Source organism: Amphiplicatus metriothermophilus, from assembly GCF_900199215.1.
Classification (GTDB): domain Bacteria; phylum Pseudomonadota; class Alphaproteobacteria; order Caulobacterales; family Parvularculaceae; genus Amphiplicatus; species Amphiplicatus metriothermophilus.
The window spans coordinates 348735-371714 of sequence record NZ_FZQA01000001.1 but is presented as its reverse complement, the minus strand read 5'-3'; the positions used below and the strand labels follow the sequence as shown (position 1 = coordinate 371714).

The window sequence follows — 22980 nt, the reverse complement described above, 5'->3', positions numbered from 1 at the left end:
CCTGTCGTTATCCGGCGAAGGCGAGACGCCAGGCGGCGTAAAGGGCGGCGAGGCCGACGGCGGCGGAGAAAAGCCAGTTCGCGGCATGGCAAAGCCCGCGCAGGCCCGAATGGATATAGTCGTCGATGACCTCGCCGAGCCCGATGCGCATATGGAAGGCGGCTGCGAGGACGAACCCGGCCATCAGAACGGCGTTTACGGGCGCGCCGAGCCAGGCGCGGATCTCTTCGTAGGAATCGCCGGCATGAGCGGCGAGGCTCCAGGCGAGCCAGACCGCGAGCGGCAACAGGACGACCGCGCTCGCGCGCTGGGCGATGAAGGTCGAGGTTCCCTTATGCGCCATCACGCCCCTCCCTTCGCGGCGAGGCCGGCGGCGAAAACGATCACGGTAAGGATGATCGAGCCGATATAGACGAGCCAGGCCGTCATCGTCGCGTGTTTCAACGCGAAGCCCCGGCCCGCATCCCAATAGAGGTGCCGCAGGCCGTTGAGGGCGTGGAACGTCAAAGACCAGCAGAAGCCGGCGAGAACGACGAGGCCGAACGGCGAGTCGACGAACGCGGCGACCGGCGCATAGGCCTGGGGCCCCAGCGCGGCGGCGACGAGCCAGGCCGAAAGCAGCGCCGCGCCGGCGGAAAGCGCCAGTCCGGTCGCGCGATGGGTGATGGAGGCGGCCATGGTGACCGTCCAGCGCCAGATCTGCAGATGCGGGGAAAGGGGCCGGGCGGCGCGCGTCCCGTCAGCCATAAAGGTCCCTTCTTTGAAGGCGTTAGCACATCCCGGCGCTGACAATAGGCGTGGTCGGCTTGAAGTCAACGCGCGCAAGCGGCGCAGGCCGCGGGCGATCCGGCGCGCGCCGCGGGGGCGTCTATGCGATTGCCTTCGCGCGGGAAGATGTCGCAGTATTTGCGAAAAGCAAAAGGGGCGCGGGGCATGAATCGGATCATGAATTTCTTCGCTGCGGCCGGGGCGGCCTGGCTGATCGGCGCGGGCGCGGCGGGCGCGCAGACGACGAGCGCGGTGACCGCCGAGGAGCTTGAGGCCGCGCTCGCCGAGGCCGGCCTGTCGCCGGCCATGACCCGGGACGCGGCGACCGGCGCGCCGGTGGCGCGCGGCAGCGCCGGCGACATCATCTTCTGGGTGCGCGCGCTCGACTGCGCCGGCGCGCCGCCGGCCTGCGAGAATCTTCTGTTCTTCGCCAATTTCGATCTCGGGCGCGCGGCGACCGCGAAGGATTACGAGGTCATCAACGCCTTCAACGAACGCCAGGTGTTCGGCCGCGCCTACATCATCGAGGGGCGCGACCAGGTCGGGGTCGATTACGTGATCGATCTCGCCGGCGGGGTGACCGCCGAGCATCTGGCGCTCAGCATCGGACGCTGGGCCGACGTCATCGCCGCCTTCATCGACAATTTCCGCGCCGGCCACGGGGTGTCCTGACGGGCGGGCCGGCTGCGGCGCCTCGGCTTCGAAAAGCGACGCGCCGCCGGTCTTCGCTTCGTCGGAGCATAAGCCGACATGCCGTCGCTGCAGCGACGGCATGTCAAGAAGATGCGAGGCTGATCAGCGCGCCGCGACGCGCCGGCCGGATCAGGCCAGCGCGGCCTTCGCCTTTTCCGCGAGCGCCTTGAAGGCGGCGGGCTCGCGCACGGCGAGATCGGCGAGCACCTTGCGGTCGACTTCGACGCCGGCCTTGTTCAGCCCGTCGATCAGCCGCGCATAGGTCAGGCCGAGCTCGCGCGCGCCGGCGTTGATGCGCTGGATCCACAGCGCGCGGAACGTGCGCTTGCGCTGGCGGCGGTCGCGATAGGCGTACTGGCCGGCCTTCTCCACCGCCTGATTGGCGACGCGGAACGTGTTCTTGCGCCGGCCGTAATAGCCTTTCGCCTGTTTCAGAACCTTCTTGTGACGGGCGCGGGCGGTCACGCCTCTTTTGATGCGGGACATGATGAGCCTCCTACCGGTCGTACGGCATGTATTTCTTGACGATCTTCGCGTCCGCGTCGGACAGCAGATCCGTGCCGCGGTTCTGGCGGATCTGCTTGGGCGTGCGCTTGATCATGTTGTGGCGCTTGCCGGCGACGCCGGCCTTCACCTTGCCGGTGGCGGTCATCTTGAAGCGCTTTTTCGCGCTCGACTTGGTTTTCAGCTTCGGCATTTCGCGTTCCTTCAGTGATGCGTCCGCAGGACGCGCGCGTTCTTCGGCGGCCAAGGCATGCCTGAAGGCCCGGCGGCCGGTTCGGAAAGCGGGCGTTATAGCGAAAGCGCCGCGCCGCGCAAGGCGGATTCGCCTGCGTCGCGCGGCGAGAACCCGACCTATCGGCCGAAAAGCAGGAAAGCGCCGACGGCGAGGGCGGCGATCGACGCGACCCAGAGGGCTTTTTGCACGGGCGGCGGCAGGCGGCGGACGATATGCAGCATGAATGATCCCTCCTGATTGACTTGCCCGGCGGGATCCGCCGGTCGGCGAACAGCATCGCCGACCGGCCGGTCCGGCGCAAGCGCGCTCGCCGCCTCAGAAAGCCTTTCTGATCTGAAGGCCCCCGCCCGTATCAGGGCTGCCGTCGCTCAGGCCGAACACGCCATAGGCGTTCACGGTCACGTTTTCAGCCGGTTTGAACGCGATGAAGGGCGAGATCTCCCGGGAATCCTCGGAAAACACGGTCGCCGCCTCGCGATAATCGAACACGCCGCCGACGCTGAAGCGGTCGCTCATCTTGAGCACCGCACCGCCCGACGCCAGGAACGAGTTTTCGAGATCGAAGCCTTCCGGGTCGCCGCGGAAGCGGTAGCCGACCATGGCGAAAGGCGTCAGCGGCCCGAAGGATCTGAAGATGTCGGCCTGCACGGTGACGTCGGTCTTGCCCGTGCCGAGGCCGCGATCTTCGTCGGCGGTCGGCAGTTTCGCTTTCGCGGTCAGCTCGACATAGGGCAGGGCGCCGCCCGACCGGGGGTAAAGATTATACGTCGCCGAGACGATGACGTCGCCGAGCCCGCTCTGTGTGGTCACGCCAGGCCCGCCGGGGCCGATGATGACGCCGCCGCCCTCCGGGCCGCCGATCACGGCCCCGGGCCCCTCGATCCGGAGATAGGGAACCGTGGCCTTGAGCTGGAACCGCGCGGTCTCGAATATCGCCGTTACAGGAACGTAGAGAATGTCGGTGTCGACGTCGGCGCCGTAGTCGCCGGTCGTATACTCGAATCCTGTGGCCAGGCTGAACTCATTCCAGCCGCTTTGCGCCATGGCCGCCGGCGCACCCAAAGCGAGGACGCCCGCTGCGCCCGCCGCCATCTTGAAATGCGTCTTGCGTTTCATTTCATGCCCCTCTTTCGCTGCTCCTGATGCGGCGCGGGCCGATATCGGGCCCGCGCCTTACGGCGCGATTGACCATGAGCGCGGATTAATCGCGCCGACCGCTCAGCCGTTCGGCCGGTCGGGTCTGTCCGGACGATCGGGCCGGTCCGGGCGCTCAACCCGCTCGGGACGTTCCGGGCGTTCCGGCCGCTCCGCCACGTCAGGGCGCTCCACACGGTCAGGCCGTTCCGGCGCGGCCATGTCAGGACGATCCGGGACCGCCGTTTCAGGCCGCCCCTCAGGGCGATCGATCGCCGCCTCGGCCGGAAGGTCCGGCAAGTCGGGGCGATCCGCGGCCGCGGCGCGATTGTCGAGCGCTTCAGCCGGCAGGTTCGATTCGGCTATGCCGCGCAGCTTGCGCGCTTCGCTGGAAAGCCCGGGTCCCTCCACTTCGTCGGGATCGAGCTCGCCGAGCTGGCGGGCGGCTTCTGAGACGGCCGCGCCGGCGGCGGCTTCCTCCACGTCGGCCGGCGCGCCGCCGTCGTGGTTTTCGGCTCCCTCTTCCTCGCCTTCGTCGGGATCCGAATCCTGCGCCATCGCGGCGCCGGCGAGGGCGAGCGCGGCCGCGCCCGTCGCCGCCAGCAACATGTCTTTCCACCGTCGAGTCATTCGCGCCTCCTCTACGCTGACAGGCTGGATGGCAGGATGCCCACCCCGCCTTGCACAAATGTCAAAACGGAAACGGATGAGCCGCCGCCCTATTCCATCGGCGCCGGAAAAAAATCTTTTGCAGGCGCGAAGGAGAGCGGCGGCGGCTGTGGAGAATGGCGGGTCTGCAGGGGCGCCGCCGCCCGCCGGGAAAACCGCGCGCTATCGGCGAAGTGAAGGCGCCCGAGCGGCGAGAGGACTCGTCCCGTCCGGGCGGCGCGGGTTAGACTTGCGCAAGGGGGCGTGTCGCACGCCGGACGGCTCGGAACGACAGGGCGGGATTTCAGGGAGGGCCCATGCGCGCGATCGCGCTCGCCGTCGTCATGCTGGTCTGGCCGGCGCTCGCCGCCGCTGCGGCGCCTGTCGCCAGCCTGCCTTACCGGATCGCCTATGGGGGCTGGTTCACGGTCAGCGCCATGGTGAACGGCGAGGGGCCGTTCGATTTCATCATCGACACCGGCGCGACCGACACGCTGGTCTTCGAAAATCTCGCCCTGCGTCAGAACATGCAGCCGACGGGCGGGCCGCTGCGCACCGTGTTCGGCCTTTCGCAGGGGCGCGAGTTTCCGCCTTATCTGGCCGGCGACATCGTGCTGAGCGAGGCGATCAGGCTCGACGACCACGAGACGGTGGTGCTGGGCGACTGGGTGGTCGACCGCGACTCGCCCCAAGGCGTTCTCGGGCTCGACCTCCTTGCGCGCTACACGCTCTTTTTCGACGCCGAAGAAGGGATGCTGCATTTCTATCCGCCCGACGCCGAGATCGACTATCCGGCGGAATGGCGCGCGGTGGCGCTGAGCGGCCATACGTTTGGGCAGACGCCGCGGCCGCTTTATCTGCTCGAGGCGACCGTCGCGAACGTGAAGACGCGGTTTCTGCTCGATCTCGGCGCGTCCGGCACGGTCGTCAACAGCTACGCCTATCGCCGCATGATCCAGCGCCGCTGGCCCGTGATCAATCTGGATGCGGAAGCGGCGCGCACGCGCAGTCAGGTTATCGACGCCTTCGACGAGGAAGAGACGGCCTTCGCCGTGCGCGCGCGCGGCTTCCGCGCCGGCCGGGCGCGGTGGTCGACCGTCATTCTCATCGTGCACGACGCGCCGATCTTCGAGGAGATGGGCGTGCAAAGCGAGCCGTTCGGCCTGTTCGGCGCCGACATGGTTGCGAATCGCGGCTTCGCCGTCGATTTCCGGCGCAGGCGGATGATGATCGGGCCGGAAATCCGGTGAGCGCCCGCGGGCCTTCCTCAGCCCGCGTCGTGAAAGATGATCCCCAGCGCGTAACGCGCGCCGGCGGTCACGCTCGCGACGCCGTGGCGCATCCGCGCGCGATGAACCCCGCGCTTTCCGGCGACGGGGCGGTCGTTCACGGCGAAGGCGACGGCCTCGCCGCGGCGCAAGGGGACGACCTCGACGCGGGTCTGCATTCGCGGGCGCTGCTCGGTCAGCACGAAGGCGCCGCCTTCGAAATCCCGGCCGGGCTCCGATAAAAGAACCACGACCTGGATCGGGAAGACCTCCTCGCCGTAAAGATCCTGATGCAGACGATTATGGCCCCCGGGTCCGTATTTCAGGATCAGGGGAGTCGGGCGGGTCTGGCCTTTCGCCGCGCATGCGCGTCGATAGGCTTCGTGATCGCGCGGATAGCGCCGCGGCGCGCCGGCCGCTTCGGCCCATTTCTCCGCGATCGCGGCGAGGCGGGGGTAAAGCTGCGCGCGCAGGCCGGCGATCGGCTCGGGCGCGGGATCGGCGTAGTAGCGATATTCGCCGCGCCCAAAGCCATGCCGCGCCATGACGACGCGGCTGCGATAACGCGCTTCGTCGTCATAGGCTTCGATCAGCATGCGGCATTCGGCTTTGCTGAGGAGCGCGCCGAGACCCGCCCAGCCTTCGACGTCGAGCCCCGCCTCGACGCGCGCCCAGTCGACGTCGGCGATGCGATGCGAGACCGGCCCCGCGACATGGCGCTCCGGCCGGCAGCGCTTGCACGGCCGGTAGCCGGCACGCTCGGCCTCGCGGCGCGCGCGGACGAACGTCACGTTCTTGCGCAGCGGCCGGCCGGCGCAGGTCGGGCGGCAGTAGACTCCGGTCGTCGCGACGCAGACCCAGAACGCCCCTTCCGCGCGCGCATCGCGCGCCAGACAGGCGGCCCAGCGGGCGTCGTCGTCCGGATAGGGATCGGCGGCGAGACGCAGAACGGGCGCGGCGGTCATGGCGAACCTCGAAAACGGCTTGCCTGCGCCCTTTAGCGGGGCGCGCCGGGGCCGCGCAGCCCGGTTCTTGCGATTCAGGATCGTTCCGCCTCGCGCGCTTCTTCAGCCTGCTTCCGGTTCTTTTTCGCGCGCTTCCAGTCCTTCTTCATGCGCTCTTCGTCGCTCTCGGTCGCGGCGTCCGCCGCCCCTTCGATCATGTCGCCGGTCGCGCCGACGGCGCCCTCGACGACGTTCCCCGCCGCGCCGAGCGCGGCGCAGCCCGCCGCGGCGCCGGCGAACATAAGGCCTGCCGATATCAGGAACAGCCGGGACATGCGGGCCCTCCATCGCTGCGGCGCATCCTGCGCGCGCGGTCATTGACGAAATCTCGCGCGCATCAGGGGCATTGTTGTTACTTTTCGGCGGGCTGGCGGAAATAGGGCTCGACCTTTCCCTTGAGCTTCAGGGTCAGCGGGTTTCCCTTGCGGTCGAGGGTCTTGCCGACGGCGACCTTTATCCAGCCTTCCGAGACGCAATACTCCTCCACATTGGTCTTCTCCTGGCCGTTGAAGCGCACCCCCACGTCGCGGCGCAGCACGTCCTCGTCGTAATAGGGGCTTTTCGGATTGACGCTCAGGCGGTCGGGCGGGGCGTCGGTCATCGCGGCGATCCTCTTCACATTCGCAGGCGCGGTTCGGCGCGCCCGTTTCAACGAGATTGTGCGCGCGGGTCAATTCTGAAAACATGCGCGCCCGCCGGTCGATCATCTCAAGAACAAAGGGAGGGGCGAAGCCCATGCGAAACAGGTTCATGCGTTTCATCGCCGCGGCGGTTTTCACGGGCGGAGCCTTCGCAGCCGGCGCGGCGACGGCCGCCGACATCGTCATCGTGCACGCCGGGCGGCTGCTCGCGGTTCCCGGCCGCGCGCCGGCGAGCGAACAGTCCGTCGTCATCCGCGACGGCAAGGTCGCGGCGGTGATGGACGGCTATGTGGACGCGGCGGGCGCCGGCGCGGAGCCTGACGACGCGACGCGCGTCTACGACCTCAAGGATTATTTCGTCCTGCCGGGCCTCATCGACGGGCATGTGCATCTGACGAACGAAAACAACCCGAAAGGCCGTCTGCAGACAGTCGAGCTCTCCGACCCCGACCGCGCCATCCTCGCCGCCGGCTTCGCAAGAAAGACGCTCGAGGCCGGCTTCACGACCGTGCGCGACGTCGGCGCCCGCGGCGGCGACGCCATTTTCGCGCTGCGCGACGGGATCGAGCGGGGCGACGTCGTCGGCCCGCGAATCTTCGCCTCGGGCGACACCATTTCGGTCACCGGCGGGCATGGCGACGGCACGCAGGGCTATCGCGACGACGTCGCCGAGATCCTGCATTCCTCCGGCGTGTGCGACGGCGTCGCCGAATGCCGCAAGGCGGTGCGCGAGCAGGTGCGCCGGGGCGCCGACCACATCAAGCTCACCGCGACCGCGGGGGTTTTGTCCAACACCGCCGCCGGGCTCGACCAACAGTTCTTCGAGGACGAGCTGAGGGCGGTCGTCGAGACCGCGCATATGATGGCGCGCAAGGCGACGGCCCACGCCCATGGCGTTGACGGGATCAACGCCGCGCTCAGGGCCGGCGTCGATTCGATCGAGCACGGCACCTATCTCGACGACGAATCGATCCGCCTGTTCCGCCGCACGGGCGCCTATCTGGTGCCGACAGTCCTCGCCGGCGTCACGGTCGCCGAATGGGCCGCCGATCCGGAGTCGCATCTGTTGCCGCCGCAGCGCGCCAAAGCCGCCGAAGTCGGCCCGCGGATGCTCGACATGGCCCGGCGCGCGCACCGGGGCGGGGTGAAGATCGCCTTCGGCACCGATTCGGGCGTGTCGAGGCACGGCGAGAACGCCCGCGAGTTCGCCCTTCTCGTCGAAGCCGGCATGACCCCGATGGAGGCGATCGTCGCCGCCACGGTCAACGGCGCGGACAATCTCGGCAAGGCGGACATGCTGGGGACCTTGGAGCCGGGCAAGCTGGGCGATCTCATCGCCGTCGACGGCGATCCGCTCGCAGACATCCGCGAGCTCGAAGACGTCGATTTCGTGATGAAGGAAGGCGTCGTATATAAAACCGCCGCGCCCCAGGCCGCCCAAGCGACTGATTAAAAAGCCGCTTCCCTGAAAAAAGCGCTTGTGAGCGGGCGCCGAAAGGCTTAACGTTTCGTTACTTTGAGGGAACGCGTGGGGAAAGCGCGCCGATTCCGGCGCTGACGCCTTCCCGGGAAGGGGGAGTTTATGCGCATCCTGTATCGGCTGGCCGCCGGGGCGGCCGTCGCGGCCTGCGTGCTCGCCGCCGCGGTTTCGGCGCACGCCGCTGCAATCATCTCGAACGGCACGATCCAGCTCGGGGTTGACGATTTCGGCCAGCTCAATCCGACGTCGGTCCTCGGCGACCCGTCGCCTGTGACGGGCACCTCCGTCGTCGGCCTGCGCTATCTGCCGACCGGCAATGAATCGACCTCCCATGGCTGCCTGTGCGAAGGCTGGGGCGTCGGCATCGGCGAAACCGGGGTGTTCGGCTCGGCGAACAACAACTTTGGCGGCGCGGCCAATCTGACGCCCGTTTCGTTCGTCTCGGACGGGGTGACGGCCACGTCCGTGGTCGAGCTGACGACGGGCGAGTTGCGCATCACGCATCATTTCGCGCCGGCGGCGGAAACCTCCGACCTTTACCGCGTCACGGTGACGATCGAGAACATCTCGGGCGTCGACATAACCGATCTGCGCTACACGCGCACCTTCGATTGGGACGTGGAGCCGACGACCTTCTCCGAATTCGTCACCCATGCGGGCGTCGCCACCACGCCGTCCGTGCTCTCGGCGATCAATAACGGTTTCGTGGATTCGAATCCTTTCGCCTTTCGGAGCGATCTTGGCGCAACGGGCGATTTCGTGGATTTCGGACCGTCTGATCACGGGTCGAATTTCGACTTCGGCTTCGGCGCGCTGGCGGCGGGCGAGAGCTTCAGCTTCGACATCTTCTACGGGGCTTCGCTGACGGAAGCGGCGGCGCTCGCCGCGCTCGGCGCGGTCGCGGCTGAGCTGTTCTCGCTGGGCCAGTGCGACATCGACGCTGATGGAACCGGCGCCTTCACGGCCGGCGGTTTCCAGTGCAACACCTTCATCTTCGGTTTTGCGGGCGTCGGCGGAGAAGTCATCGTTCCCCCGCCGGGCGAGATTCCCGTGCCGGCCGCGCTGCCGATGTTCCTGACGGCGCTTCTCGGCGGGGCGGGCCTTATGCGCCGCCGCCGGCGTCAGGCCGCCGCTGCGACGGCGCGCGGCTGAGCGGATCGGCGCAGAATGAACCGCGCCGCGCGGGCGCGCCCCTCTCCTCGGAAAGGGGCGCTCTCGCCATGCCGGACCGGAACGATCCCTTGCGGCGCCAATGCTGGAACGAGAGTATGATCCCATGCGTATGATGTTTCGCAGTCTCTTCGTCGGTCTCGCCGGCGCCGGGGCGGCGTCCTTCGCCGCGGCGCAGGATGGCTCTTCAGCGGACGGACCATTGTTCGGCGCCTGGAAGATCCAGTGCGAGGCGAACGCGCCCTGTCTGGCCTATGTCAATCTCATGGACGCCGAGAGCGAGCAGCTCGCGTTGACCGCGGCTTTCTATTTCATTCCCGGCGCCGAGGCGCCGACCGCCGTGTTGACCTTCCCGCTCGGCGTGGCGCTCAAGCCCGGCCTGCGCCTGAGTTCGGCGGCGCTGGGCGAGCCGATCGCGCTGCAGCCCGAGGTCTGCTACCCGGACGGCTGCCGGGCGGCGGCGAACCTCACCGCCGAGCAGGCCGCGGCGCTCAATCAGCAGGAACATTTCCGCGTGAGCTTCTTCGTCTACGGACGGGAGATCCGCCCGGCGGCGGTCGACGTGCCTGTCGACGGCCTCGCCGCCGCCCTCGCCCATCTCAGGGCGAAGGATGGCGCGAAGGACTGACCGGCCGTCCGGCCCGCGCCCTTCCGAAAACCGCCGATTGGGCCGGCGCGCTTACCGCGATCTTAACCCGATTGCGCCAGGCTCTTCCCGGAATCCGTCTCCGGGAGAGCCCGATGGACAGCAATGAAAAGCGCCAATCCCTCGCCCGTTTGGGCGCCGACGGCCGCGTGACGGCGGGCGACGTTCTGTTTCTGCGCCGAAACGTCTTCGCCGACGGCGTGGTCTCCCGCGACGAGCTGGGCGCGCTGTTCGACCTCGCCGCCCGCGCGCCGGACGGAGAGCGCGAATGGCCGGACTTCTTCGCCGAAGCGGTCGCCGACTTCTATCTGCGCGAGGAAGAGCCCCAGGGCTATCTGACCGAGGAGGAGTTCGCCGACCTGAAGGCGCGCATCGTCCGCGGCGGGCGGCGCGCGAACCGGCTCGAGATCGAGCTCATGCTGCGCCTGATGGAGAAGGCTGTGGCGACGCCGCCGGCGCTGAGCGCCTTTCTCGCCGAGCAGATCCGCTGGATGGTCGCCGAGCGGCCGGAAGGCCCGCGCCTGACGGCCGCCGACGCCGAGCTGGCGCGGCGCTTCCTGTTCGCGGCGGGCGGCGACGGCAATGTCGCCGTGACCCGCCAGGAGGCCGAGTTCCTGTTCGACCTCAACGACCTGACCGCCGGCGAGACCAACGATCCGGCGTGGACGGCGCTTTTCGTCAAGGCCGTGGCCAATCACCTGATGGCCCATCTCGGCTACGCGCCGCCGTCGCGGGCCGAGGCGCTGCGCCGCCAGGCCTTCATGGCGGACCAGTCCGTCAATGTCGGCGGGTTCTTCAGGCGGATGCTGGCCGGCGGGCTTTCCGGCTTCGGCGCGCGCGAGAAGTCGGCCCAGGCGAAACGCAACGAAGAACGCGCGGCCGAAGCCGCCGCCGCCGAGGATGTCACGGCCCATGAGGCCGACTGGCTCGCCGAGCGGATCAGCCGCGATGGGGTCGTGCGCGCGAGCGAGCGCGCGCTCGTGCGCCATCTGCAGGGGCTCGACGCCGAGCTGCCGCCGAAGCTGAAAGCGCTGCTCGACCGGGCGGCGTAGAGCGCCGCGCTGGCGCGGCGCATCCGGCATCTGGACCGGGTTGTTCGCATATCGAATCGTCCGCGGCGCGCCAGGCGCCGCGCTCGCCCGCCTTCGCCGCCGCGCGCCTCCCCTTTCGCAAGGCGGGAGAGGGGGACGCCCCGCGTATCGACTTGATTGCATGAGCGAGAAAACCGCCGCTGCGCTCAATCTGAGCGCAGCCCGCTCCAGCCCTCTTCAACATCCAACCGGACCGGCCGCGGCGGATTTCGCCGCACGGCCTTGCGTCCCGCCGTCGCGCCGGCGGGGGATCGGCCGCGCCTGCGGCGGAGCGTAACTTTAATTTCATATAGCAGATAGAATTTTTCTATATAATTCCGCTTTTCATTGTGTTAGGAAAGAAGGGTTCCCGCCGCGCCGGTTCGGCGTTTCGCGCGGCGCGGGGCGCAACGAAACCGACCGCAAAAAGGAAGACAGCCATGTTCCGCCAGAAAGCCATCGCCTTCGCCGCGCTTTTCGTCCTCGTCGGCGCCGCCGCGCCCGCGTCGGCCGGCGAGGCCCGAATCGCCTATGACCGGGCCGCGCTCGCCGATCCTGCCTACGCCGCCGAGGTCTACGCCGAGATCAAGGCCGCCGCCCGCGCTCTCTGCCGCAAGGAGCTCGCGAGCAGGCCTTACGGCCGTTATCAGATCGACCGTTGCGTCAGGGACGCCGTCGACAGGGCCGTGGCGGCGGCGGACTCGCCCGCCCTCGCCGCCGCGGCCGGGCGCGAGCGCGCCGAAAGCCGTCTCGCGGCCGCGAACTGACGCGGCGCGCATCGCGCAAAAAGGCGTTGACCTTTTCGCGAAGCGCGCTAGCATTTGTGCGTCGCAGCATTTCGCGACCCAAAACAGACAGGAGACGCCCGGGGAATTTCGTTAACCCTTTGAAAGGATGATGAAATGATCCGGACCTCGTTTTTCGCAATTGCAGCAATCACGGCCCTTTCGTCCTCGGCCCTCGCGGATGTGAGGGTCAGGTTCGACCGGGACGCGCTCGACGACCCGGCCGAAGTCGCCGCGCTTTACGAGCGCATTGAGGAGGCCGCGCGCAAGGTCTGCCGCGAAGCGCGGCGCGACGGCGTGCTGGGCCATTACACCCTGCGCGGCTGCGTCAAGGACAAGATCGCCGAAGGGGTCGCGGCCGTGGATTCGCCGGCGCTGACCGCTTATGCGGAAGGCTCCGACGCCGAGCGCCGGCGCCTGGCCGCCGCGAACTGACGCGGCGGCGCGCCGCGCCCGCCCGCGCGGCGCGAAGGGGCCCCTCCCGCGAGGGGCCCCGATTTTTTGCGGCTTCCCGAATCTTCGCGGTCTTCGAATCTTCGCGATCATTGTTTTTGCTGCGCTTTTTCCTCAAACGTGGATAGTTATCCCCGTCTTCCGCACAGGCCGTAAAATCCGCGAGAAAGCCCGGCGCCGGCGCTTTGGAAGGGGCGTGACCGGGCGGGCTTTCGCGGCTATGCCTCGCGGCTCGGGCGCGGGGCCGGAAGAACGGAGCGACGCGATGCGGAAAGGGAGCGACGGCCTGACGGGACGCAGGCGGATCATCGCCGGGGCGCTGCTCGCGCCCCTTCTCGCCGGGCTCGCCCCGGGCGCGGCGGCGGGGGAGGCGCGCGCCCGCGCCCGCGATCTCGGCGTCGCGCCGGGAATCCTTCAGCCGGGGCCGTTGAACGCCATCACCGACGTCGAGGGCGTTCTCGTCGGCCATGTCACGCTCAGAAAGGGCCGCGACATCCGCACCGGCGCGACGGCGATCCTGCCCCATCCGGGCGATCTTTTCGAAGACAAGGTTCCCGCCGCGGTCGTCGTCGGCAACGGCTTCGGCAAGCTGATGGGCGCGACGCAGATCCGCGAGCTCGGCGAAATCGAAACGCCCATCGTGCTGACCAACACCCTGAACGTCCCTGAAGCCGCCGCCGCGATCATCGAATGGACCCTCGGCCGGCCCGGCCACGAGGGCGTCGTCTCGGTCAACGCCGTCGTCGGGGAGACCAACGACAGCGGGCTCAACGACATCCGCCGGCGCGCCCTGACGCCGAAGCTCATTCGCCAGGCCATCGAAACCGCTAAGCCCGGTCCGGTGGAGGAAGGCGCGGTCGGGGCGGGAGCCGGGACCATCGCCTTCGGCTGGAAAGGCGGGATCGGCGCAAGCTCGCGGGTCCTGCCCGACGCGCTCGGCGGCTGGACCGTCGGCGTTCTCGTGCAGTCGAATTTCGGCGGGGTGCTGACGGTGGACGGCGCGCCGGTCGGCGAGGCGCTCGGCCGGCATTTTCTGAAGGATTACGTCGACGACGGCGACGCCGACGGCTCGGTCATGATCGTCGTGGCGACCGACGCGCCCTTGTCGGACCGCAATCTCGAAAGGCTGGCGCGCCGGGCGCTCGCCGGCCTCGCGCGCACCGGCGCGTCGATGACCAACGGCTCGGGCGATTACGTCATCGCCTTCTCGACCGCCGAGAGCGTCCGGCGCACGCCGGCGCGCCGCTCGCAGGCCGTCTATGGAGTCGCCGAGGTCTCAAACCAGTATTTGTCGCCGCTGTCGCAAGCCGTTATCGAGGCGACCGAGGAGGCTGTCTTGAATTCGCTCTTCATGGCCGAGACGACGCAAGGCTATGACTCGGCCGGCGGGCGGGCGCGCGCGATCGAGGCGATTCCGCTGGACGAAGTGAGAGAGATCCTGGCGCGTTACGGACGAGGCGAAGAATGATGGACGGCGAAATGCAGGATCTCGAAACCCTCGAACGCAATCTCATCGCCAGAGTCGACGACGCGGCCGACGCCGCCGCGCTCGACGAGGCGCGCGTCGCGGCGCTCGGCAAGAGGGGCGTCATCTCCGAGAAGCTGAAATCCCTCGGGCGCATGACGCCGGATGAGCGCAAGGTCATGGGCCCGGCGATCAACGGCCTCAAGGAGCGCGTCGCCGCCGCCATCGAGGCCAAGCGCGCCCGGCTCGAAGCGGCCGCGCTCGAAGAGCGCCTTGCGACCGAAAAGGTCGACGTGACCTTGCCCGTGCGGCCCGAGCCCAGGGGGCGCGTTCACCCGGTCTCGCAGGTCTTCGAGGAAATCGCGGCGATCTTCTCCGCCATGGGCTTCGACATCGCCGAAGGCCCGGACATCGAGGACGACTTTCACAACTTCACGGCGCTCAACTTCCCGCCCGACCATCCGGCGCGCGAGCTTCACGACACGTTCTTCTTCGAGCCGAAGGAGAACGGCGAGCGGATGCTTTTGCGCACCCACACGTCGCCGGTGCAGATCCGCACCATGATGAGCCGCAAGCCGCCGATCCGCATCATCATCCCGGGGCGGACCTTCCGCTGCGACTCCGACCAGACCCACACGCCGATGTTCCATCAGGTCGAAGGCCTCGTCATCGACCGCGAGACCCATATGGGCCATCTGAAAGGCACGCTCGAAGCCTTCGCGAGGGCGTTTTTCGAGGTGGACGCGGTCAGGACCCGCTTCCGCCCGCACTTCTTTCCGTTCACCGAGCCTTCGGCCGAGATGGACGTCGGCTATGAGCGCGTGGGGAACGAAATCCGCATCGGGACCGGCGCGAAATGGATGGAGATCCTGGGCTGCGGCATGGTGCACCCGAACGTGCTCAGAAACTGCGGGCTCGATCCGGACGAATATCAGGGCTTCGCCTTCGGCATGGGCGTCGACCGGCTCGCCATGCTGAAATACGGCATTCCCGATCTGCGCGACTTCTTCACGGCGGATGCGCGCTGGCTCGAGCATTACGGCTTCGATCCGCTCGACCAGCCGAGCCTCTGGGCGGGACTCAGCCGGTGAGCGCCCTCGCCGTCATTCCGCGCGCAAGGCGGCGCGAACGCTTTCAGGCGCGCCTTTCCCCGCAATCGCGAATCGCGCCGGCGAAATTCCCGTATACGGAGCGTTTCACGTGAAACATGCGCGCCGGAGGTCAAGATGACGCCCATGCAGAACGAGCTCATGACGGTCGGCCTTCATGTCGGCGTCGTCGCCGCGCTGGGGTTTGCCGGCGCGGCGGTCTTCCGCGGCTCCTTCCGGCCGGCCTGGTTCGCCGGCGCGCTCGCGCTTTACATCGTTTACGACGCGCTGCTGACGCGCGGCTTCTGGACCCTGCCGGACATGTTCCCGGGCTCGGAATGGAACTGGACCGGCAAGCTTCTTTCCTTCGCCGGCATGGCTGTCGCCGCCGTTCTGCTCGGACGGCGCAAGGTCGGCGCGACGCTTCGCCAGGCGCCCGGCTCGCGCGCGGCGTGGGTCGTTTTCGTCGTCCTGGCGGCGGCGCTTTTCGCGCTGGCCTGGCGGACCGGCGACGGCCGGCCGGACGATCTTGAGACCATCGCCTTTCAGTGGACCATGCCCGGCCTCGACGAGGAGCTCTTCTTTCGCGGCGCGCTGCTGGTCGCGCTCAACGAAGCCTTCGCCGCGTGCGCCCGCATTTTCGGCGCGCCCATCGGTTATGGGGGGCTTTTGACCGCTGTGCTGTTCGGGCTCGTCCACGCGCTCGATTACGGCGCGGCCGGCGTCGGTTTCGACGCCATGACCTTCGCCGCGACCGGCGGCCCGTCGCTCATTCTTCTGTGGATGCGCGAGAAAACCGGAAGCCTGCTCTTGCCCGTGCTCGCGCATAATGTATCGAACGGGGCGTTCACGCTGTTCTGACCGGATGATTCATGAAATTCACTCTCTCCTGGCTGAAAGAGCATCTTGAGACCGACGCGGGCCTCGACGAAATCGTCGAGGCCATGATCGCCGTCGGGCTCGAGGTCGAGCATGTGGACGACCCGGCCGAGCGGCTGAAAGATTTCACCATCGGCGAGGTGCTCGCGGCGGAGCCTCATCCGGACGCGGACAAGCTCAAGGTCTGCAAGGTCGCGACGAAAGACGGCGTCTTGCAGATCGTCTGCGGCGCGCCCAATGCGCGCCCCGGCATCAAGGTCGCCTACGCGCCGGTCGGGGCCTATGTGCCGGGCATCGACCTTACGCTGTCGAAGGCGAAGATCCGCGGCGTCGAATCCCACGGCATGATGTGCTCGGCGCGCGAGCTCGAACTCGGCGAGGACCACGAGGGCATCATCGAGGCGCCGGCGCAGGCCGAGGTCGGCCAGCCGGTGGCGGCGGTCCTCGGCGGCGATCCCGTCATCGAGTTCGAGGTCACGCCCAATCGTCCGGACACGAACGGCGTCGCGGGGGTCGCGCGCGATCTCGCCGCGGCGGGGATCGGCCGGCTCGTCACGAAGGCGCCCGAGCCGGCGAAGGGCGCCTTTGCCTGCCCGCAGAAGATCGGGCTTCGCTTCCCCGAAGGCGCGGCGGACGCCTGTCCGGTCTTCGCCGGCCGGCTCATTCGCGGGGTGAAGAACGGCCCCTCGCCCAAATGGCTCGCCGACCGGCTGCGCGCCGTCGGGCTCAGGCCGATCAGCGCGCTCGTCGACATCACCAATCTCGTGACCTACGACCGCGCGCGGCCCCTGCATGTCTACGACGCCGACAAGCTCAAGGGCGAGATCCATGCGCGCCTCGGGATCAAAGGCGAGCGCTTCCTCGCGCTCGACGGCAAAACCTACGAGGTCGACGAGACGATGACCGTCATCGCCGACGATTCCGGCGTTCTCGGCCTCGGCGGGATCATCGGCGGCGAAGAATCGGGGTGCACGGAAGAAACGGTCAACGTCTTCGTCGAATGCGCCTATTTCGACCCGCTGAGGACGGCCAGAACGGGCCGCAGGCTCGGGATCGTCTCCGACGCGCGCCACCGCTTCGAGCGCGGCGTCGACCCCGCCTTCATCCTGCCGGGCGTCGAGCTCGCTACGCGCCTCATCCTTGACATCTGCGGCGGCGAGCCGAGCGACGTCGCGCTCGCCGGGGAGATTCCGCACACGGACAGGACCGTCGCCTTCCCGCCGTCGGAGGTGCGCCGGCTCGCCGGAATCGATCTGCCGGAGGAGGAGATCGAGCGCATCCTGAAAGCGCTGGGCTTTTCGGTCTCGCGCGCCGATCCCTGGCTCGTGGACGTTCCCTCCTGGCGTCCCGATGTCGAGGGCAAGGCCGATCTCGTGGAGGAGGTCGCGCGCATCGCCGGTTTCGACCGACTGCCGAGCGCGCCCCTGCCGCCGCGCCAGGCGGTGGAGACGGGCAAGCTCGCGCCCGAGCAGGACCGCCGGCGCCGCGCGCGCCGGGCGCTCGCCGCGCGCGGCCTGCTCGAAGCGGTCACCTGGTCGTTCACGGACGAACGCCATGCGGCGCTGTTCTGCGACGGCGCGAACTGGCTGCGCGCGAAAGGGCTCATCCTCGCCAATCCGATCTCGTCGGAGCTCGGCGCGATGCGCCCGTCGATCCTGCCCAATCTCGTCGCCGCGCTGCAAAGGAACGCCGATCGCGGCCGCGACGATCTCGCGCTGTTCGAAGTCGCGCCGGTCTACGCCGGCGACCGGCCGGAGGATCAGGAGACCGCCGCGTCCGGCGCGCGCCTGTCGAACCCCCCGCGGCACTGGCAGGGCGTCGCGCCGAAGGCCGACGTCTTCACGGTCAAGGCCGACGCGCTCGCCGCGCTCGAGGCGGCGGGCGCCAATGTAGGCCAGCTCCAGACCGCGGCCGCGGCGCCGGCCTGGTTCCATCCGGGCCGCTCGGGCGTTTTGCGGCTCGGGCCGAAAACCGTTCTGGCGCATTTCGGCGAGATCCATCCGCGCATCCTTAAAGCGATGGACGTCGAAGGTCCCGTGCACGCCTTCGAAGTCTTTCTCGACCGCATTCCGCCGGCGCGGGCGCGGGCGAGCAAGACGAAACCGGCGCTCGACGCCGCCGCGCTGTTGCCGCTCACGCGCGACTTCGCCTTCGTGGTGGACGCGGCGACGCAGGCCGAGACGCTCATCCGGGCCGTTCAGGGCGCCGACAAAAAGCTCATCGCGCGCGTCGCGCTGTTCGACGTCTATCAGGGCAAGGGCGTGCCGGAAGGCAAGAAGTCCCTCGCCGTCGAGGTGACCGTCCAGCCGCGCGAAAAGACGCTCACGGACGAAGAGATCGAGGCGCTCTCGGCGCGCATCGTCGCCCAGGTCGAGAAGGCGACCGGCGGCGTTCTGCGAGCGTGAGCGCCGCCCTTGCGGCGCGGGCGCATGATTTCCTTACGGACGGATGAGCCCGCGCAGGACCGCCTTGACGCAGGCCTGCGCGCGGGTCGCCGCGCCGAGCTTTTTCGCGGCGCGCGAGAAATACTCCTCGACCGTGCCGTCGGCGACGCCCAGAAGATCGGCGATCTCCATGGTCGTCTTGCCCGCGCCGGCCCACAGGAGGCACTCCATCTCGCGCGGCGACAGGCGCGGCGCGTCGGCTTCGGCCGCGACCAACGCGCGGATCGATTCGCAGAAATAGGTCGCGGCGAGAACGAAGCTGCGCCCTTCGGCGGCCCACAGGGCGCGCGCGTCCGCCTGCGAGGTCCGCTCCCACCAGCCGAGCGCGAAGAGCCGCCGGGCGCCGTCATGGACCGGGGCGAGCGCCCAGCCCTTCAGGCCGAAGGCGCTGTTGACCTCTGCGGCGAGAGCGCGTTCGGCCGGGCTCGCGCCGGCGAGATCGGCCTCGCGCAGATAGGTGACGGGCCTGGCCGCGCGCCGGATCAGGCGATAAGGCCGGGCCCTCGCCTGCAGAGCGCGGTTCTCGCGCGCCGCCTTCAGGTAGGATTCCGACACGACCACGCCGAAAAGCTTCGTATCCGGATGGCCGAGCGGCGCGTCGACGTCGCGGTCGGCGATCATGAAGCCGCAGCTTTCGAAACCGGCGGCCTTCAGGCGTCCGGAAAAGGCGCGCCATGCGCCGTCGAGGCTGTTGTCGTTGGCGATGGAAAGAATGTCGATCGGATCGAGCGCGCGCTGCGCGTCGGAGCGCTTCGAGGTCTTGCGCGCGGCGGCTGTTGCGGTCATCTCGGCTTCTCCCCCGGCTGCCCGGCCATTGCGCCGGGCTTTCCCGGCGGTTCAGGGGCGTCTTTCGGGAAAGTTCGCGGAGAGAATGCGGCGATTTCGGCGCCGGCTATAGGAAATTCCGGCCGCCGCCGGCGTCCGCCGTCCCGGGCGCATTGCAGCGCGCAGCGCTGCTGCACCCGATCCCGGATCAGCAGCGCAGCATTTCATGCAGCGCAGCGTCCGGGACGACAGAAGCGGGCGGAGGGATCGTCATCCCGGGCGCGGCGCGGCATGGAATGACGCGCCGCAGACCCGGGATCGGGTCCGGCAGAGGTCGGCGCGGGTGGAGAGCGATCCCGGGTCAGCATTGCCTCACTGCGCGCTGCAATGCGCCCGGGACGGCGCAGGCGGCTAGAGATCGCTCGCCTGCATGACCTCGACCGGACCGAGATCGAGCGCGCGCACGCCGTCCTCGATCTTCTCGCGGTCGCCGACGATTACCCAGACGAGGCTTTCGGGATGAACGACCCGCGCGGCGGCCGCCTTGACGTCGTCGAGAGAGAGCGCCTCGTACTGCTCCTTGAGCGTTTCGGGATAGTTCCACGGCCGGCCGAAGCGCGCGCTCGAGGTCAGGCTGTCGAGCACCGCGCCCGACGTCTCGTACTGGCCGGGCAGCGAGCGCACATTGTTCAGAACGACGCGCTCGAGCTCCTGTTCGGTCGCCGGGCGCGAGGTCTTGAACTCGCCGAGCTCGCGCAGCAGCTCGGCGATCGACTCCTTCGTCTTGTCGGTCTGCACCGGCGCGTAGACGAGCCACGGCCGCTGGCCGGCGGCGTTCTGCATGAAGGTGTACGCGCCGTAGGCCCAGCCCTTGTCCTCGCGCAGGTTCATGTTCACCCGCGCGGTGAACTGTCCGCCGATGATGTCGTTCATCGCCGTGATCGCGATGTTGTCGGGGGCGCCGGTCGGCGGTGCCACATGGCCGGCGAGAATGAGCGACTGCGGCGAGCCGGGCTTGTCGACGATGATGACCTTGCCCTGAGCCGGGCGCGCGACCGTCGCGACGTTCTTTTCCGGTTTCGGCGTCTGCGGCGCGCGCCAGTCGCCGAAGGCGCGCTCGAGAAGCGGCCTGATCTCGGCCATGGAGACGTCGCCGGCGACGAAGATCGTCGCATTGTCCGGACGCAGCCATTTCTCATGGAAGCCGACGAGATCGTCGCGCGTGAGCGAGGAAATCGACTCGATCGTGCCCGAGCCGGTGAAGGGCACGGCGTAAGCGTGGCCGTCGCCGTAGATTTGCGGCGGCAGGAGGCGCAGGGCGAGCTGCACCGGATTGGCCTTTTCCTGCTCGATGCCGGCGATCCAGCGCGCGCGCAACTTCTCGATCTCAGCTTCGGCGAAGGTCGGCCGGCGCACCACGTCGGCGAGAATGCCGAGCGAGGGCTGAAGATTGGCTTTCAGCGCCGACATTTCGACGCCGGTCGTGTCGAGCGTGGAGCCCGCGCTCAGGGTCGCGCCCAGGGCTTCGAGCTCTTGCGCGATGTCGAGGGCGGAGCGCCGGCCGGCGCCCTCGTCGAGCATCGCTCCGGCGAAGGAGGCCGCGCCGAGCTTGCCGCCCGGAACGCTGTCGGCGGCGTAGCCGGCGTCGAACTGCACGGCGATCTCGACGAGCGGCATGGCGCGGCGGGTCGCGACCACGACCTGCACGCCGTTCGACAGGCGCGCTTCTTCGATCGCCGGGAAAGTCAGGTCGGGCGTATCCGGAGCCGGCGGCAGGCCGCTCGCACGGTCGACGGCGGGCGGGGCCGTTCCGTATTCCGGGAAGGGAAGAACCGTAAGCTGATAATAGCCGGCGTTCATCACGTCGCGCGCCGCGGCGAGCACCTCCTGCGGGGTCGCGGAGTCGAGCCATTCGAGCTGTTTCTTGATGAAGCCCGGATCGTCGGCGTAGAGCGCGCCTTCGGCGAGCGTGACGGCCTTGCCGCCGAAGCCGCCGACCTTTTCAAGGCCGCGCAGCACCTCCGCGACGACGGCCGTCCGCGCGCGGTCGAGCTCGGCGCGCGTCGGCCCCTTGGCGAGGAAGTCGGCGATCACCGTTTCCATCTCGCGCTCGACGCGGTCGAGATCGGCGTCGGCCTTGGGATCGACGGTGACCGAATAGAAGCTCATCAGCTCCTGGGCCTGATTGTCAGCGGTTGCGCGCGTGGCGAGCTCGAGATCGTAGACGAGACGCTGATAGAGCCGCGAGGTCTTGCCCCCGCCCAGCACGCGCGCGGCGAGCTCGAGCAGCACCGCCTCGCGCGTCGTGCGGCCCGGCGCGACCCAGTTGCGGTCGATCCGCGGCTGCGGGACGCGGTCGTACATGATCTCGCGCTTGTCGACGGCGAGCTTCGGCGCGTTGGCCTTGGGCCGCGTGACCGGCGGGCCAGCGGGGATGTGCGCGAAATACTTCTCGACCAGCGGGCGCGCCGTCGCGGCGTCGATGTCGCCGGCGAGGACCAGCACCGCATTGGCCGCGCCGTAATAGTCCTTGAACCACTGCTTGGCGTCGTCGAGCGTCGCCGCGTCGAGATCCTCCATCGAGCCGATGGTCGAATGGCGATAGGGATGGCCCGCCGGCAGCAGCCCTTCGAGCACGGAATATTCCATGCGGCCGTAGGGGCGGTTGTCGCCCTGGCGCTTTTCGTTCTGGACCACCCCGCGCTGCTCGTCGAGCTTTTCCTGGGTGAGCGCGCCGAGAAGGTGGCCCATGCGATCCGATTCCATCCACAGGACGCGTTCAAGCGCAGGCGTCGGCACGGTCTGGAAGTAGTTGGTGCGGTCGAACCAGGTGGTGCCGTTGAGATCGGTCGCGCCGACTTCCTCGAGCGGCTCGAACCATTCGCCGTCGTAATGCTCCGAGCCGTTGAACATGATGTGTTCGAAAAGATGCGCGAAGCCGGTCTTGCCTTCGGGCTCGTCCTTGGAGCCGACGTGATACCAGACGGAGATGGCGACGACGGGGGCCTTGCGGTCCTCATGGACGACGACCCGCAGCCCGTTGTCCAGCGTGAACGCGTCATAGGGCAGGTCGATCTGCGGCGCGGCGGCGGACGCCGGCGGCGCGGCGAGGAGGAGGCTGGCCGCGAGCGCGGCGGCGGTCAGATGGCGCATGAAGTCTTCCCCGTCATTGTCGTTGCAATCGGCGCGATGCGCGACCTTCCCCCCGCAGGGCGAAAGGGTCAACTGACGCTTCTGCGTTCCGTCGCGCGCCGGGCTCGCTTCATCGCGGCGCGCGCTTGGCGAGAATGCGCTGCAGGGTGCGCCGATGCATGCCGAGCCGGCGCGCCGTCTCCGAGACATTGTGGTCGCACAGCTCATAGACGCGCTGGATGTGCTCCCAGCGCACGCGGTCGGCCGACATCGGATTTTCCGGCGGCTCGGGGCGCTCGCCCGGCTGCGCGAGCAGGGCCTTCTCGACGTCGTCGGCGTCGGCGGGCTTGGGCAGATAGTCGATCGCGCCGGCCTTCACTGCGGCCACCGCCGTGGCGATGTTGCCGTAGCCCGTGAGCATGACGACGCGGCAGTCCTCGCGCGTTTCATGGATGGCGTTGACGACTTCCAGCCCGTCGCCGTCTTCGAGCCTGAGGTCCACCACCGCATAGGCCGGCGGGGCCTTGCGCGCGATGTCGATCGCCTCGCGCACGCCGCCGGCGAGGATCGGCTGGAAGCCGCGTTTCTCCATCGCCCGCCCCAGACGCAGGCGGAACGGTTCGTCGTCGTCGACGATCAGCAAGGTCGGATCGTCGCCAAGTTCAGGGCGTTGGCCGGTTTCCTGTTGGTCGGTCATCGTCTTCTTCG

General features: G+C 68.6%; 24 protein-coding genes. 12 read left to right on the top strand and 12 right to left on the bottom strand.

Annotated features, from left to right (window positions below):
- Positions 1 to 7: 7 nt before the first annotated feature.
- Both sdhD and sdhC read right to left on the bottom strand, forming a co-directional pair.
- Complete coding sequence (gene sdhD, locus CHB64_RS01875) at positions 8 to 343, bottom strand: succinate dehydrogenase, hydrophobic membrane anchor protein (RefSeq protein ID WP_089410880.1); 336 nt, start codon at positions 341 to 343, stop codon at positions 8 to 10.
- Positions 343 to 747: a succinate dehydrogenase, cytochrome b556 subunit gene (gene sdhC, locus CHB64_RS01870; RefSeq protein ID WP_089410879.1), complete on the bottom strand. Its 405-nt coding sequence runs from the start codon at positions 745 to 747 to the stop codon at positions 343 to 345. The genes sdhD and sdhC overlap by 1 nt, the downstream gene beginning before the upstream one ends.
- 186 nt (positions 748 to 933) lie before the next feature.
- On the opposite strand from sdhC, the gene CHB64_RS01865 reads away from it, so the two are divergent.
- Complete coding sequence (locus CHB64_RS01865) at positions 934 to 1440, top strand: type III secretion system chaperone family protein (RefSeq protein WP_159462373.1); 507 nt, start codon at positions 934 to 936, stop codon at positions 1438 to 1440.
- 150 nt (positions 1441 to 1590) lie between these two features.
- Here the strand turns inward: CHB64_RS01865 and rplT are convergent, their stop codons facing one another.
- The 4 genes from rplT to CHB64_RS15190 all read right to left on the bottom strand — a co-directional run bounded on the left by rplT (position 1591) and on the right by CHB64_RS15190 (position 3964).
- Positions 1591 to 1947 (bottom strand): 50S ribosomal protein L20, encoded by a 357-nt coding sequence (gene rplT, locus CHB64_RS01860; RefSeq protein WP_089410877.1) that lies wholly within the window; start codon positions 1945 to 1947, stop codon positions 1591 to 1593.
- 10 nt (positions 1948 to 1957) lie between these two features.
- Positions 1958 to 2158, bottom strand: a complete 201-nt coding sequence (gene rpmI / locus CHB64_RS01855) for a 50S ribosomal protein L35 (protein WP_089410876.1) — start codon at positions 2156 to 2158, stop codon at positions 1958 to 1960.
- Positions 2159 to 2515: 357 nt separating this feature from the next.
- Positions 2516 to 3316: a transporter gene (locus tag CHB64_RS01850; protein WP_089410875.1), complete on the bottom strand. Its 801-nt coding sequence runs from the start codon at positions 3314 to 3316 to the stop codon at positions 2516 to 2518.
- Positions 3317 to 3418: 102 nt separating this feature from the next.
- A complete protein-coding gene (locus CHB64_RS15190; RefSeq protein WP_159462372.1) occupies positions 3419 to 3964 on the bottom strand; it encodes a hypothetical protein in 546 nt (181 codons plus the stop codon).
- A gap of 335 nt (positions 3965 to 4299) precedes the next feature.
- Between CHB64_RS15190 and CHB64_RS01835 the strand changes: the two genes are divergently transcribed.
- The gene (locus CHB64_RS01835; protein WP_089410873.1) at positions 4300 to 5232 is read left to right on the top strand and encodes an aspartyl protease family protein; all 933 of its coding nucleotides are present in this window, start codon (positions 4300 to 4302) and stop codon (positions 5230 to 5232) included.
- A 17-nt stretch (positions 5233 to 5249) separates the two neighbouring features.
- On the opposite strand, the gene CHB64_RS01830 is transcribed toward CHB64_RS01835, so the two are convergent.
- From CHB64_RS01830 to CHB64_RS01820, 3 genes are all read right to left on the bottom strand, one after another.
- Complete coding sequence (locus CHB64_RS01830; RefSeq protein ID WP_089410872.1) at positions 5250 to 6215, bottom strand: 2OG-Fe(II) oxygenase; 966 nt, start codon at positions 6213 to 6215, stop codon at positions 5250 to 5252.
- A 74-nt stretch (positions 6216 to 6289) separates the two neighbouring features.
- Entirely contained in the window at positions 6290 to 6529 is a 240-nt protein-coding gene (locus CHB64_RS01825; RefSeq protein WP_089410871.1) for a hypothetical protein, read from the bottom strand.
- Between the two features lie 77 nt (positions 6530 to 6606).
- Positions 6607 to 6855 carry a DUF3297 family protein gene (locus CHB64_RS01820; RefSeq protein ID WP_089410870.1) on the bottom strand — a complete coding sequence of 83 codons (249 nt, stop codon included), beginning with the start codon at positions 6853 to 6855 and terminating at the stop codon, positions 6607 to 6609.
- Between the two features lie 134 nt (positions 6856 to 6989).
- Here CHB64_RS01820 and CHB64_RS01815 point away from each other — a divergent pair, with 134 nt between their 5' ends.
- From CHB64_RS01815 to pheT, 10 genes are all read left to right on the top strand, one after another.
- The gene (locus CHB64_RS01815) at positions 6990 to 8348 is read left to right on the top strand and encodes a metal-dependent hydrolase family protein (protein WP_089410869.1); all 1359 of its coding nucleotides are present in this window, start codon (positions 6990 to 6992) and stop codon (positions 8346 to 8348) included.
- Positions 8349 to 8477: 129 nt separating this feature from the next.
- Entirely contained in the window at positions 8478 to 9527 is a 1050-nt protein-coding gene (locus CHB64_RS01810) for a PEP-CTERM sorting domain-containing protein (protein WP_089410868.1), read from the top strand.
- Between the two features lie 130 nt (positions 9528 to 9657).
- A complete protein-coding gene (locus CHB64_RS01805) occupies positions 9658 to 10173 on the top strand; it encodes an invasion associated locus B family protein (RefSeq protein ID WP_159462371.1) in 516 nt (171 codons plus the stop codon).
- Between the two features lie 113 nt (positions 10174 to 10286).
- Positions 10287 to 11243, top strand: a complete 957-nt coding sequence (locus tag CHB64_RS01800; RefSeq protein WP_089410866.1) for a hypothetical protein — start codon at positions 10287 to 10289, stop codon at positions 11241 to 11243.
- Positions 11244 to 11701: 458 nt separating this feature from the next.
- On the top strand, positions 11702 to 12028 hold the full coding sequence (locus CHB64_RS01795; protein WP_089410865.1) for a UrcA family protein: 327 nt from the start codon (positions 11702 to 11704) through the stop codon (positions 12026 to 12028).
- Positions 12029 to 12163: 135 nt separating this feature from the next.
- Complete coding sequence (locus tag CHB64_RS01790; protein WP_089410864.1) at positions 12164 to 12481, top strand: UrcA family protein; 318 nt, start codon at positions 12164 to 12166, stop codon at positions 12479 to 12481.
- A gap of 283 nt (positions 12482 to 12764) precedes the next feature.
- Positions 12765 to 13967, top strand: a complete 1203-nt coding sequence (locus CHB64_RS01785; RefSeq protein WP_089411433.1) for a DmpA family aminopeptidase — start codon at positions 12765 to 12767, stop codon at positions 13965 to 13967.
- An 11-nt stretch (positions 13968 to 13978) separates the two neighbouring features.
- Positions 13979 to 15055, top strand: a complete 1077-nt coding sequence (pheS, locus tag CHB64_RS01780) for a phenylalanine--tRNA ligase subunit alpha (RefSeq protein WP_089411432.1) — start codon at positions 13979 to 13981, stop codon at positions 15053 to 15055.
- A 135-nt stretch (positions 15056 to 15190) separates the two neighbouring features.
- Positions 15191 to 15913 (top strand): CPBP family intramembrane glutamic endopeptidase, BDIM_20840 family, encoded by a 723-nt coding sequence (locus CHB64_RS01775; RefSeq protein WP_089410863.1) that lies wholly within the window; start codon positions 15191 to 15193, stop codon positions 15911 to 15913.
- A gap of 11 nt (positions 15914 to 15924) precedes the next feature.
- The gene (pheT, locus tag CHB64_RS01770) at positions 15925 to 18336 is read left to right on the top strand and encodes a phenylalanine--tRNA ligase subunit beta (protein ID WP_089410862.1); all 2412 of its coding nucleotides are present in this window, start codon (positions 15925 to 15927) and stop codon (positions 18334 to 18336) included.
- 33 nt (positions 18337 to 18369) lie between these two features.
- On the opposite strand, the gene CHB64_RS01765 is transcribed toward pheT, so the two are convergent.
- The 3 genes from CHB64_RS01765 to CHB64_RS01755 all read right to left on the bottom strand — a co-directional run bounded on the left by CHB64_RS01765 (position 18370) and on the right by CHB64_RS01755 (position 22969).
- Positions 18370 to 19161 carry a helix-turn-helix transcriptional regulator gene (locus tag CHB64_RS01765; RefSeq protein WP_089410861.1) on the bottom strand — a complete coding sequence of 264 codons (792 nt, stop codon included), beginning with the start codon at positions 19159 to 19161 and terminating at the stop codon, positions 18370 to 18372.
- A gap of 390 nt (positions 19162 to 19551) precedes the next feature.
- The gene (locus CHB64_RS01760; RefSeq protein ID WP_200815198.1) at positions 19552 to 22365 is read right to left on the bottom strand and encodes a M16 family metallopeptidase; all 2814 of its coding nucleotides are present in this window, start codon (positions 22363 to 22365) and stop codon (positions 19552 to 19554) included.
- A 37-nt stretch (positions 22366 to 22402) separates the two neighbouring features.
- Positions 22403 to 22969 (bottom strand): ActR/PrrA/RegA family redox response regulator transcription factor, encoded by a 567-nt coding sequence (locus CHB64_RS01755; RefSeq protein ID WP_089410860.1) that lies wholly within the window; start codon positions 22967 to 22969, stop codon positions 22403 to 22405.
- Positions 22970 to 22980 lie beyond the last annotated feature (11 nt).